Annotated in this window: 12 protein-coding genes and 2 pseudogenes; 11 read left to right on the forward strand and 3 right to left on the reverse strand. The window is 37.7% G+C overall.

What is annotated here, in order from left to right; genetic code table 11:
* Nucleotides 1-23: 23 nt before the first annotated feature.
* The 11 genes and pseudogenes from AB1A03_RS00160 to AB1A03_RS00210 form a co-directional block, all read left to right on the forward strand.
* Nucleotides 24-1,652: a PTS transporter subunit IIBC gene (locus AB1A03_RS00160; RefSeq protein ID WP_354622588.1), complete on the forward strand. Its 1,629-nt coding sequence runs from the start codon at nt 24-26 to the stop codon at nt 1,650-1,652.
* Nucleotides 1,653-1,748: 96 nt separating this feature from the next.
* Nucleotides 1,749-1,982, forward strand: coding sequence for an exonuclease/endonuclease/phosphatase family protein (locus AB1A03_RS00165; protein ID WP_354622589.1), 234 nt, complete (start codon nt 1,749-1,751; stop codon nt 1,980-1,982).
* 53 nt (nt 1,983-2,035) lie between these two features.
* On the forward strand, nt 2,036-2,545 hold the full coding sequence (locus AB1A03_RS00170) for an exonuclease/endonuclease/phosphatase family protein (protein WP_354622590.1): 510 nt from the start codon (nt 2,036-2,038) through the stop codon (nt 2,543-2,545).
* Between the two features lie 906 nt (nt 2,546-3,451).
* Nucleotides 3,452-3,958 (forward strand): glycosyltransferase, encoded by a 507-nt coding sequence (locus AB1A03_RS00175; RefSeq protein ID WP_354622591.1) that lies wholly within the window; start codon nt 3,452-3,454, stop codon nt 3,956-3,958.
* A gap of 3 nt (nt 3,959-3,961) precedes the next feature.
* A complete protein-coding gene (locus AB1A03_RS00180; protein ID WP_354622592.1) occupies nt 3,962-4,270 on the forward strand; it encodes a glycosyltransferase family protein in 309 nt (102 codons plus the stop codon).
* Complete coding sequence (locus AB1A03_RS00185) at nt 4,234-4,689, forward strand: glycosyltransferase (protein ID WP_354622593.1); 456 nt, start codon at nt 4,234-4,236, stop codon at nt 4,687-4,689. The genes AB1A03_RS00180 and AB1A03_RS00185 overlap by 37 nt, the downstream gene beginning before the upstream one ends.
* Nucleotides 4,686-5,732, forward strand: coding sequence for a radical SAM protein (locus AB1A03_RS00190; RefSeq protein ID WP_354622594.1), 1,047 nt, complete (start codon nt 4,686-4,688; stop codon nt 5,730-5,732). Before AB1A03_RS00185 ends, AB1A03_RS00190 begins: the two co-directional genes overlap by 4 nt.
* Nucleotides 5,733-6,003: 271 nt before the next feature.
* A pseudogene (locus AB1A03_RS00195) lies at nt 6,004-6,267 on the forward strand (transposase); the annotation flags it as partial.
* Between the two features lie 222 nt (nt 6,268-6,489).
* A complete protein-coding gene (locus AB1A03_RS00200; protein ID WP_354622595.1) occupies nt 6,490-7,554 on the forward strand; it encodes an IS110 family RNA-guided transposase in 1,065 nt (354 codons plus the stop codon).
* Between the two features lie 158 nt (nt 7,555-7,712).
* Complete coding sequence (locus AB1A03_RS00205; RefSeq protein WP_354622596.1) at nt 7,713-7,841, forward strand: hypothetical protein; 129 nt, start codon at nt 7,713-7,715, stop codon at nt 7,839-7,841.
* Nucleotides 7,842-8,753: pseudogene (locus tag AB1A03_RS00210) on the forward strand (IS3 family transposase); the annotation flags it as partial.
* A 1,426-nt stretch (nt 8,754-10,179) separates the two neighbouring features.
* On the opposite strand, the gene AB1A03_RS00215 reads toward AB1A03_RS00210, so the two are convergent.
* The 3 genes from AB1A03_RS00215 to AB1A03_RS00225 form a co-directional block, all read right to left on the reverse strand.
* Nucleotides 10,180-11,055 (reverse strand): IS3 family transposase, encoded by an 876-nt coding sequence (locus AB1A03_RS00215; protein ID WP_354622608.1) that lies wholly within the window; start codon nt 11,053-11,055, stop codon nt 10,180-10,182.
* Entirely contained in the window at nt 11,052-11,357 is a 306-nt protein-coding gene (locus AB1A03_RS00220) for a transposase (protein ID WP_354622597.1), read from the reverse strand. The genes AB1A03_RS00215 and AB1A03_RS00220 overlap by 4 nt, the downstream gene beginning before the upstream one ends.
* Before the next feature lie 470 nt (nt 11,358-11,827).
* Nucleotides 11,828-12,001 (reverse strand): hypothetical protein, encoded by a 174-nt coding sequence (locus AB1A03_RS00225; protein ID WP_354622598.1) that lies wholly within the window; start codon nt 11,999-12,001, stop codon nt 11,828-11,830.
* Between the last annotated feature and the right edge of the window lie 445 nt (nt 12,002-12,446).

Genomic DNA, 12,446 nt, shown 5'->3' on the forward strand with positions numbered 1-12,446 from the left:
GCATTTCAACCAAGGAATTAATTATGAGTAAATTACTATCATTTGATTTTTGGCAACGGTTTGGGAAATCCCTTATCGTTGTTATAGCGGTGATGCCCGCAGCCGGTATTATGATTTCACTAGGTAAAGTCGTCGCAATGTATGCTGGCGGTTTCGGTGCGATTGAAACACTAGGCCATATTATGGAAAATATTGGTTGGGGGATTATTGTTAACCTTCACCTGTTATTTGCTGTCGCGATTGGTGGTTCGTGGGCAAAAGAGCGTGCAGGTGGGGCATTTGCGGCGCTTATTGCCTTCATATTAATTAACCGTATCACAGGGGTTATACTGGGCGTAGATAACGGTATGCTGAGTGATCCTCAGGCGGTTGTGATGAGTTTATTTGGAACTGAGCTGCCTGTCTCTCAATTTTTTACTAATATTTTAGGCGCTCCAGCATTAAATATGGGTGTTTTTATCGGCATTATGTCGGGCTATTTAGGTGCCAACTTATATAACCGTTACTATGACTTCTCTCGATTACCTGAAGCATTAGCATTTTTCAACGGTAAGCGTTTTGTTCCTTTTATGGTGATTTTCTATTCGGTGATCATTGCGCTTGGTTTATCGATAGTATGGCCTTTAATTCAAGGTGCTCTCAATGATTTTGGTCAATGGATTGCAACCTCTAAAGAGAGTGCGCCGATCGCCGCTCCTTTCTTGTATGGTACGTTAGAGCGTTTATTACTGCCATTTGGTTTACATCACACCTTAACAATTCCAATGAATTACACCGAGCTAGGTGGTTCTTATGAGCTTTTAACAGGGGCTAGTGCGGGTTCAAGTGTTTATGGTCAAGACCCATTATGGCTTGCTTGGATAAGTGATTTAAATAATCTTAAATTAAGCGATCCGACAACTTACCAGTATTTATTAGATACAGTACATCCAGCACGTTTTAAAGCGGGCCAAGTAATTATAGCTGCGTCATCACTGATTGGTATTGGGCTTGCGATGTATCACTGTGTTGATAAGGATAAGCTTAAGCAATATAAACCGATGTTTTTATCTGCGTGTCTTGCTGTGTTATTAACGGGCGTGACTGAACCGATTGAATTCATGTTTATGTTCATTGCTCCTGTTTTGTATGTTGCACACGCGGTGTTAACAGGTATTGCATTTGCATTAGTGGATGTGATGGACCTACGTGTACATGCCTTTGGCTTGATTGAATTACTCACGCGTATACCAATGATGGTTTCAGCGGGCATTGGCGGTGATTTAGTTCGTTTCGCATTGGTGTGTATTGTTTTCTTTGTTATTAACTATGGACTGTTCCGTGTGCTAATTGTGAAGTTTAAATTACCAACACCGGGACGTATGGGTAACTACCTAGATGAAAGTGCAGAAACCATGTCACAAGATGAGAAGCTTGAGATTATTATTCAAAATTTAGGTGGCCGTGGCAATATTGCTGAGATTGATGCTTGTATGACTCGCTTACGTATTACCGTTAATGATCCGCAATTGGTTGCTGAATATGCGTTATGGAAGCCTACTGGTGCACTTGGGTCAGTGGTTAAAGAACAGGGAGTACAAGTTATTTATGGTCCTGGGGTGGATGTTATTAAATCTAGGTTACTTGAGAAGTTTTCAGCGCAAGCAGCGTAATTCGTCCTCTACCTTAAACGAACAACCTCAACAAACGCAGCTTTAAAGCTGCGTTTTATCTCAGTACATTAAATAAGCGAATAATAGATGAAGTTAATGACGCTAAATACCCACAGTTGGCAAGAAGATAAACAGCTAGAAAAGTTGGATATAGTGGTGCAAGCCATTATCGAACAAGGGTGCGATGTGATTGCATTACAAGAGGTTAATCAACATCAAGATAGCCCGATTATTGATGTCAATATATTAAGTAATCATGCCGTGTTAGCTGATAACTATGGTTATTTATTACAGCAAAAACTGATGAACAGGGGCATCACTACCAACTAACGTGGGATTTTGTTCACCAAAGTTATGAGGTATATCAAGAGGGGCTCGCATTTTTGACACGATTGCCCATTATTGAGCATGAGGTCATTGACCTAAGTGATAACTATGACGTGAATTTTTGGAAACATAGGCGAGCAGTGCGTATTAAAGTCGCTTCTCAACAAGGTGAACTCGATTTTTATAATTGTCATTGTGGCTGGTGGAATGACTCAGAGAACCCATTTGCTGATCAGATAAACCGTATCACGGCGACATTATCAACAGGGTTGAGCTTTCTATTAGGTGATTTCAACAACCCAACTCATATACGCAATGAAGGTTATGATTACCTATTACAGAACGGTTTAATTGATTGTTATGAAATGGCAGAGAAAAAAGATGTTGGCACCACTGTGATTAAAAATATTGATGGATGGGAGCAAAACAGCCAAGCGTTACGGATTGATTTGATTCTTAGTAATCAAGTGGTTGTGGTAAAGCAGCATCAGACCATTTTTAATAACGATTTTTATCCGATTGTATCTGATCACTTTGGGATATTGGTTGAAGTGGAAGTTGCTTAGTATTTATTAACCCATTGATTCCTTTGAAAAGCGTGTCTCTGTAGAAAAAATACAAGTAGATGAATGCAAATGCAGCCATTACTTGAAAAAACTAAGTCGCTTATAGGCTTTATTGACCCTATTTAGCGTTAAAACAGCCCATTTATTTGGGCTTTTTTGTGCCTGAAATAACGGCTCCAGTTCAATGCTGAACATACTGATTAAAACGGTATTTTCGCAAAGGGAATAACCATTTACGTCAAATTACGCCTTGAATTAAGCTGTTTTTCCTACGCAAAATTTAGATCACATACTTACTATTAGCCGTCACAGGGGCTGATGAGCTTGGCCATGATACACAGTGTGTAAGAGGTAGTTTGGTAAACCTTACACATTATTACGGTGCTACTTAGTAACTCAATCTGTCCAATTCGCTATAGGGCTGATAGTGGGGTGGTTTGCAAATAGGTTTTATTTAAGTTATTGATTTGAAGTTGGTTGTTATTTTTATTCTTTAGATTTACTTTGAATTATCATCACTTATTATGCGAATCTTTTGACCCCCAAATGCCCTCCCAATAGCCGTATTTAACGGCTGTTTTTCTGTTATAATTATTATTTCCGAAATGCCACTTAGAGTTTTAAACTATGATTTGGCTTATTTGTAGATTTTAATTCTTAATATTGGTGTTCTTATGCAAAAATTCCCTTCAAACCGTTTTTCCATTGCCCCCATGCTTGATTGGACGGTGTTTTTGTTTGTTTTTATATTAATCAGCTAGTTGTTGGTGTTGTTTGTTTCAAAGAGACTCTTTAGAGACACTGTTTTTGTGTTGTGATTATCCATAATTAAATTTTTCGCGGCAATCAGGTTGCAATGGTATTGGCTCAATGCCGTTTAAAATCATTAAGCATAAACAATTATAAGTGTATTCTCAGACTCTATGTCTTGGCCTTGCTGCTCGAGGACATGATGTTCATGTCTTTACTCGAGAAGAAGACCCATTTAGGGCTGATGGCGCGATGCGGTATGAAACCGATGCTGATGATTCGCGAATTAAACTTTATATAGCCAATAACCCAAGGCACAAAGACCGTTATCGTTTAGATGCAATTGATCAAGAATTCGCTAAAGTTCTAGACCAAGTTAAACCGGATATTGTGCATATTGGTCATCTTAACCACCTTTCTACATCATTGGTTTTTGAAGCTAAAAAGCGCAATGTTCCGATTGTTTATACATTACATGATTACTGGTTAATGTGCCCAAGAGGGCAGTTTATGCAAATGCACTCTGAGGATAATAACTTATGGGCCGCCTGCGATGGGCAAGCTAATAAAAAATGTGCAACCCAATGTTATGCTCGCTACTTTTCGGGAGCAGCTGAAGATCGGGAAATCGACATTGCATACTGGGAAAACTGGGTTGATTGAAGAATGACACATATCCGAGAGGTTGTAGATCAAGTTGACCTATTTATATCGCCCGCGAAATATTTGAAAAGCCGTTATGAAAAAGATTTTGGTCTCCCTATTGGTAAAAGTATTTACTTAGATTATGGGTTTGATCGCCAGCGAATGCAGCACCGTAAAAGAGAAGTCGAAGATACATTTGTTTTTGGTTATATAGGAACTCATATCCCAGCTAAAGGTATTCATCAATTAATTGAAGCTTTTGGAATGATTGAAGGTAATGCAACGCTCCGTATTTGGGGAGATCTCGAGGGCAGGAGAGTAATGCGCTAAAAGAAATCGCTGATAGCTTACCTGGAGGTAAATCTAAGCAGGTCGAATGGATGACTGAATATAAAAACCAACAGATTGTTGAAGATGTATTCAATAAAGTTGACGCAATAGTAGTACCGTCTGTTTGGGTTGAAAATTCACCATTAGTCATCCATGAAGCACAGCAAGCGAGGGTACCTGTGCTTACGGCGAATACGGGGGGAATGTCAGAATACGTCCATCATGAAGTTAACGGATTGTTATTTGAACATCGTTCCGTTGATGAAATGAGTAAACAGATGCAGCGAATGGTTGATAATCACTCATGGGCTGCTGAACTGGGTGATCGAGGATACCCATTTAGTGAAAGTGGCGATATACCTGATATTGCAGATCAAATTATAGATATGGAAAACATATATAAAGGGCTATTGGCATGAAAGGAGTAAATACAATACCGTGGCGAATAACGATAGATACTAACCCTGATAGTTGTAACCTTAATTGTATTATGTGCGAAGATCATTCTGAGTATGCAGTGTCTCAAAGTGAACGTAAACGAGAAGGGACACAAAGAGCGAATATGACCAAAGAACTGCTTGAACGAGCTGTTCGTGAGTCAGCTGAAATGGGAGTTACAGAGCTTATACCTTCGACTATGGGAGAACCATTACTTTATCGGCATTTTGATTTAATTTTAGATTTGTGTGAAGAATTGAAATTAAAAATAAACCTTACAACAAATGGAACTTTCCCTAGCCCAAATAAAGAGAAAAATGTTGAGTATTGGGCTAAGCGGATAACACCTATTGGGAGTGATGTTAAAATTTCATGGAATGGAGCAACGGCTAAGACACAAGAGCAAATTATGCCTCGCTCTAGTTTTACGCAGCATATAGATAATGCTAAGCGTTTCATCGCTGTTCGTGACCAAGTTGCTGAAGAAACCAATAATTATTGCAAGATGACAATGCAATTAACATTTTTAGATACTAATGTAGCAGAAATTCCTGCTATGGTCGAAATGGCTATTGAGCTTGGTTTTAATCGTGTAAAAGGTCATCACTTATGGGCTCATTTTGAAGAAATAAAATCATTATCTTTACGTAAAAATAGTGATTCAATAAAGCTTTGGAATGAGACAGTTAAAATTTGTCATAATATTGCAGATAGGCACAATGATGCTAGCGAGCATAAGATCCTTCTTGATAACTTTTTTGAATTGGATCCTACCCAAGTTGATAATATTGCACCTGAGGGGGAGTGCCCCTTTCTTGGGAAAGAGATGTGGGTTGATCCAAATGGACGCTTTAATGTTTGTTGTGCCCCTGACCAGGAACGGAAAAAATTAGGAAACTTCGGTAATTTGAATCAAAAATCTGTAAGTGATATTTGGCATAGTGTTGAATACCAGAATTTATGTAATAACTATATGTCGAATTCACTTTGTCAGAGTTGTAATATGCGTCGACCTAAATATTGATGTGTAAATCTAAAAAAGGATTGATGGCATGTTTGGTATATTCTGCCATCTATTCTATATTTTAATAATTACGTGTAAATTATCAGTTTATATAAAGACCCTATTTTGTTCCTGTAAGGTCGCACCAATTTAAAAAAAGAAGTTGAATTTAAGCCTTACTTTCGATCTATTTTCTTAACCGTACTTTCGATCTACATAACCATACTTTTGACGTGGTTTAATTGATTCGACTAACCCAGTTAAGACATAATTGATTTAACTGGAGATTGAAATGAAAACACGTAAAACCTATTCAAAAGAATTCAAACTTGATGCCATTGCGCTCATAAGAGAGCAAAATTATAGCATTGCCGAAGCAGCTAGAAATTTAGAGGTAACTCCTCAGATTCTTGGTCGCTGGATAAAAGAAGCTGAAAATGACGATGGCCATGCATTTAGAGGAAATGGTAAGTTAACGCCTGAGCAAGAAGAGATCCGTAAGTTAAAAGCACAAGTAAAACGCTTGGAAATGGAGCGTGAGATATTAAAAAACAGCCTAGCTAGCATCCTCGCCCCCATCTAAATAGAAACACGGAAAATATCCTATACTTTCACCATAATCTGGAAAGTAGTCGTTCGCCTTTTGGTGATTTTAAATCCCGTTAAAAAACCTGACTCAGGAGGATCTGCGGACCCAATTTTGGTGGCATTATGACCCCGTTTAGGAAAATGATTTATCCGAGCCTCCATCCAGATTAATTTATTGATCGGAGGAGTTATGAATAAAAAAATTAAGCAAATACAATCATTGCCTGTTTTAAATGCTTCCTCTGCTGGTATCGACATCGGCGCGAGCTTCCATGTTGTAGCAATCCCACCCGATATGTCCGATGAGCCAGTTAGAACATTTGAGGCATTTACAACTGATTTATCTGATATGGCTAATTGGCTTGTGAAAAAAGGCATCACTACAGCCGCGATGGAATCAACAGGCGTATATTGGGTTCCTGTTTATGAAATTTTACAAGATCATGGTATCAAAGTGATTCTTTGTAATGCTAGAGAAAGTCGTTCAGTACCAGGCCGGAAAACGGATGTGAATGATGCACAATGGCTTCAGCGACTGCATGCTTGCGGTTTACTTAAGGCTAGCTTTAGGCCTGAAGAAAAAATAGTCGAGTTGCGTAGCTACTTAAGAGTTCGTGAGCGCTTATCCGATTATGCAGCTGCTCATATTCAGCATATGCAAAAAGCATTAACGTTTATGAATATCCAACTGAATTTAGTTGTATCTGATATAACAGGCGTCACAGGCATGAATATAATCAGATCAATTGTGAAAGGAGTTAAGTCTCCAGAAGAGTTGGCGGAATATCGTGATCCTCGCTGTAAAGCGAGTAAAGAAAAGATAAGAAAAGCTCTAACCGGAAATTATCAAGTTGAGCATGTTTTTGCATTAAAGCAAGCTTTAGCTATGTACGATGCTTATCAAATCAGTATTCATGAATGTGATGGTGAGGTAGAAAAAGTATTGGCTGAGTTAGCTATTAATAAGGAAGTGCCTGAAGAACCCTTGCCAAAACCTAAGCACAAAACAAGGCAACCAAATCAACTTAACTTTGATGTAAGAAAGGCAATATACCAAATAGTTGGGAATGATATCACTCAAATTCATGGATTCGGACCATATCTTGCGCTAAGAATGATGTCAGAATGTGGCTTAGATATGAGTAAATGGCCGAGTGCTAACCATTTCACATCATGGTTAACTTTATGCCCGGGATCTAAGATCAGCGGGGAAAAATATTATCCGCCCGATCACGAAAGAGCAATAACCGTTTAGTTGCCCAGTTAAGATTAGCAGCGACAACCGTTGGGAGATCAGATACTGCTTTAGGTGCATTTTATCGAAGACTATCAGCAAGAATAGGTAAGTCAAAAGCAGTAACGGCGACAGCAAGAAAGATCGCTATTTTATATTACAATGCTATGAGGTATGGCATGAAATATAAAGATCCAGGCGCAGAGCAATACGAAAGAAATTATAAAGATAGGGTTATTAAAAATCTTAAACAAAGGGCTGCTAAGTTTGGTTTTGAGCTTCAACCAGTAGAAGAAAGTGTTTCTTAGGAAAGCGACGGTCTTCTTTGCCAAAGAAACGAAGTAAAATACGCGTTTATTGCCCAAAATAAGAAGATCTGGCCTGTGATATTGATGTGTCACGTGTTGGGTGTGAAAAACAATAATTACTACAGCTATCAAAAGCGGAAGTCTCAGAAACCAGCAAATACAGAGCACCAAGAGATGTTGCAATGGGTTAAAAATATTGCCGAGTTTAGCGATAATACCTATGGTGAAAGACGCATTCAGAAGGCATTAAATGCGCTTGATTTTCCTGTAGGACGTAGGAAAACAGCGCAACTGATGAAAGAAGCACACGTTTGGGTACGTTATAAGAAGAAGTATAAAGCAACAACCAATAGCGATCACAAGAAGCCTGTATATGATAATGAACTTAAACAGGATTTCGATGTTCAACGTCCCAATCAAGCATGGGTGCAAGATATTACGTACATATGGACTTCTGAAGGATGGCTGTATTTAGCTGTCGTAATAGACCTATATTCTCGTAAAGTTGTTGGTTGGAGTATGGGTAGCAGGATGAAAGCACAACTTGTTTGTGATGCCCTAACAATGGCTATATGGCAACGAAAACCTAAAGCCGGGTTGATAATACACTCAGATCAAGGCGTTCAATATGCGAGCCATCAATATAGGCGGATACTGAGGTTGCATAAATTTATAGGCAGCATGAGCAAAAAAGGATGTTGTTGGGATAATGCAGTAGCAGAAAGCTTTTTCGGTAGCTTGAAACAGGAACGAGTCCACTGGCGTAATTACCGAACGCGTTATGCAGCCCAGCAAGATGTATTGAATTACATCACGATGTGGTACAACAGCCAACGAATGCATTCATATCTAAATTATCAGAGCCCCAATGAATTTGAGCGTATGAATAAATCATTAAAAGAAGTAGCTTAACGAACTTAACTAGGGTGGCCGAATTGAGTTGACCAGGTCATTTTGATCTATTTTCTTAACCGTACTTTCAGTCTTTTTATTAATTTAAGACTTACTTTCAATCTATTTTCTTAACCGTACTTTCGATCTACATAACCATACTTTTGATCTATTTTCTTAACCGTACTTTCAGTCTTTTTATTAATTTAAGACTTACTTTCGATCTGTTTTCTTAACCGTACTTTCGATCTACATAACCATACTTTTGATCTATTTTCTTAACCGTACTTTCAGTCTTTTTATTAATTTAAGACTTACTTTCGATCTATTTTCTTAACCGTACTTTCGATCTACATAACCATACGATTTATTTTCTTAACCGCACTTTCAGTCTTTTTATTAATTTAAGACTTACTTTCATCTGTTTTCTTAACCGTACTTTCGATCTACATAACCATACTTTTGATCTATTTTCTTAACCGCACTTTCAGTCTTTTTATTAATTTAAGACTTACTTTCAATCTATTTTCTTAACCGTACTTTCAATCTACATTGTTTATTGATTACTTTATAGAAAATTTTATGCAGGGTGTAGAAAAAAAGCCTATTGAATTGTTTTTAGTACTCAGCTTTTACCCTTTAATTTTAGGGGGGTGGTTACAAGGCGCATGTTTAGGAGTTGGGATGAAAGTGTGGAGAACTCCAATAGGTAAAAGGTAGGACAGCCATACATTTTTCTTGATTTTAAAGTTTTTTTGATGGCAAAGAGAGCTGGAACCGGTTTTTAATTTTGAATGTTAGCTAACTATTCAAAGCCCTGCTTAGGTAACTAAGCAGGGCTTTTCTAACCTTCACTTTATGATAATTTCCTGCTTTCCTGCTTTCCTGCTGGTTGTTGGCTGCAAGTTGTAACCAAAAATATCAACGGAACGAATAAATTTACGAATTGAACGAGTGTCAATAAGGCTTGTGGAGTTAGATTTTTAATATTGATTAGAAATAAAATTTTCAGTAAATATAAAAAGTTAAAAGATTAAGCCAGAGCTAAATTTTCTATTAGCTTGATCAAAATTTAAAGCCACTACCTAAGAGCTTAGGCAATGACTTTAAATAATTTGGAGTTCGGTCATAAGTAGAAGTGTCGCGTAAAATATTAATTTTTTCACTTTTCATTCTTATTGAAATGTTGAACTATTTGCTCAATCCAATCAAGTTCATGCTCATCTTCCTCAACGTATCTAGAAGAAATATTATATTTTACACTTGGGTTTTGAAGGTATTTTTTAAGCAGACTTTTACTTTCAACACCAAGCATTGATTTGGGTTTAAAGCACGATGAGTCATAGTTTATATCCGAGAAGTCCCCATTTACTGCGAATTCGTACTCATTAAACAAGTCTTTTATGTCCTGTGGAGCATGTGTACTAATAACATCAGTTTGTAATGGTCAATAAAAACCGGACACTTTCTTAGCGACTTTATTTTCATATTGAATCGGTGATAAATACCCATTAACCGAGTGTGGGCGTTTACCGTTGTAATAAGCAAGATAATCTAAAATGCTTAGCTCTGCTGCTTTCTTTGTTTTGAATGTTTCATAGTTTAATTGCTCATGCTTTAAACTGCGGAAAAATCGCTCTGTAGGGGCATTGTCCCAGCATTCCCCTTTACCGCTCATGCTCACATCCATTTTCATGCTGCTAAGTAATTTCCTATAATCATCGCTGGTATATTGGCTTCCCCTGTCGGAATGATGCATTAACCCCGATGCTGGTTTTCTCTGCCAATAAGCCATGTTAAGGGCTGAATCGCATAGTTCAGTACGCATATTGTCTGCAATAGACCAACCCACTATACGGCGAGAATATAAGTCCATGACAATCGCCAAATAGATAAACCCTTGATGCGTAGCGATATAAGTAATGTCTGTCGTCCAATAACGATTAGCCTCATCAACAGTGAATTTCCTATTTAATTTATTCGGTTCAATTCGATTATTGTGATTACTATCAGTTGTCGTTTTATATTTCTTGGGATAGCGAGCCACAAGCCCTAATTTACGCATCATTGAGCGGGCTTTGTAACGGCCAATCGTAATGTCTTGCTTTGCCAACTCTGTCACCATGCGCCGACTACCCAAGGTCATTTTGTGACTGTTAAAGGTATTTTGCACCGCACTGTCTATATTAAAACCCAAAGCATCAAAAGGTTTAGTAGGCGCATTTTGCCAAGCATAAAACGCACTTGAACTTACTTGCATGACGCGACACATTACTTTAATTGGCCAGTCTTCTTTATGATGCTGAATAAACTGAAATCTTATTCTTTTTCGTTCGCAAAGAAGACTGCGGCCTTTTTTAAAATATCACGCTCCATTTTTAACCGGTTGTTTTCTTTGCGTAATATCTCCAGCTCAGCTCGCTCAGATATGTTTAATGTTGATTGCTTTGAGCCTGCTTTTGAGTCAACTTGCGTTTCGGCTCTTACCCAGCGAGTAATTGCGCTCAGCGATACACCAAGATTATTAGCGGCTTCTTGGCGTGTATACCCCTGCTCAGTAATTAACTTTACTGCACTTTGTTTAAACTCAACTGTAAAAATTGGACGTACTTTTTTCTTATTCATAATCTACCTCTACTAGACATATTAACTGAAGTCTTTAGTAGTGTCCGGTAGTATTGAACCACATCAGACCATATAGTCGATGCAATATGCAAGGCTTGGAATGATTTTATTAGTCTTCCTGAAAGAGTAAAAAAAATGTGCTTTAGGGATTGGATGAACCTGACCAGTTAATTTTCCAGATTGGTATAACTGCTTCTGACACTTACTCATACTATATCGAGACACAATGCTCTCCATATAAAATACGCCCTGGCGACACACCCACAAGCATCTAAAGGTGACTCTACTTTCATAAGGCAGCTGGCGATATACTGGTCGGAACTTACGTAGCATACACCCAATTAATTACTATTCGAGAAGAAAAGACAGGGCAAACTACAGCGTCCAAAGAGTTTAAAATTATGTACTTCAAACTTAAAAAACTAAGAGGGGAAGAAACATAGTCCCCACCTACTCCTAAAAAAAGCAAATTATAAAAGGTTAATTATTTTACGTGGTAATTTTATTAGCTTGAAATTGCTAATACCATTCGTCGATTCTCTGAATGTATCATCACTTTCATCAAATGAAGCCGCAACAATACTTTGCAGGCAGGGAGTACTAGAAAGTACAGAAAGCATCGCATTAACACTTTTAGTTCCCATCGAATGCTGAGCGGGCTCATCAAAGAGTAAAAAATTGGGGTGATTCCCACCAAGTGAAAAAGATGTGCGGTGTAAAGAGATTAGCTAAGCCCAAATCAACCTAACGAACTAGCTGCAATGTAAGGTGTTGTTGGAATTGTTTTATCTTGTTTTTTATGTATGAGGTTAGAATTTAAGAAGCTAAAATATTGTTAATCCTTTTGATATGATTTATGCAAACATTAACCCGCTTTCAGTATTAACAACTACATTTTAATGATTCTTGTCAATATAATGTCATATTTTATATGTAACCTAACCATACTACCCGAGTAGGTAGTTGCTATTTTACATTTATATCCCTAGTATTCGCAACTTTATAATTTATAAGTGCTTTATTCAGGAGCTAAGACGGGTTGCTTTTAGTTTTTATCTACATTCACTTTAACCACTAATAAAACTAAAA

Origin of the sequence: Psychromonas sp. MME2 (genome assembly GCF_040566515.1) — a bacterium.
Classification (GTDB): Bacteria; Pseudomonadota; Gammaproteobacteria; order Enterobacterales; family Psychromonadaceae; genus Psychromonas.

What these genes read in the sequence shown, in the direction of transcription:
- AB1A03_RS00190 (WP_354622594.1), top strand. Translation starts at nt 4,686, where the DNA reads ATGAAAGGAGTAAATACAATACCGTGGCGAATAACGATAGATACTAAC.
- AB1A03_RS00225 (WP_354622598.1), bottom strand. Translation starts at nt 12,001, where the DNA reads ATGGGAACTAAAAGTGTTAATGCGATGCTTTCTGTACTTTCTAGTACT.
- AB1A03_RS00180 (WP_354622592.1), top strand. Translation starts at nt 3,962, where the DNA reads ATGACACATATCCGAGAGGTTGTAGATCAAGTTGACCTATTTATATCG.
- AB1A03_RS00200 (WP_354622595.1), top strand. Translation starts at nt 6,490, where the DNA reads ATGAATAAAAAAATTAAGCAAATACAATCATTGCCTGTTTTAAATGCT.
- AB1A03_RS00165 (WP_354622589.1), top strand. Translation starts at nt 1,749, where the DNA reads ATGACGCTAAATACCCACAGTTGGCAAGAAGATAAACAGCTAGAAAAG.
- AB1A03_RS00220 (WP_354622597.1), bottom strand. Translation starts at nt 11,357, where the DNA reads ATGAATAAGAAAAAAGTACGTCCAATTTTTACAGTTGAGTTTAAACAA.
- AB1A03_RS00205 (WP_354622596.1), top strand. Translation starts at nt 7,713, where the DNA reads ATGAAATATAAAGATCCAGGCGCAGAGCAATACGAAAGAAATTATAAA.
- AB1A03_RS00160 (WP_354622588.1), top strand. Translation starts at nt 24, where the DNA reads ATGAGTAAATTACTATCATTTGATTTTTGGCAACGGTTTGGGAAATCC.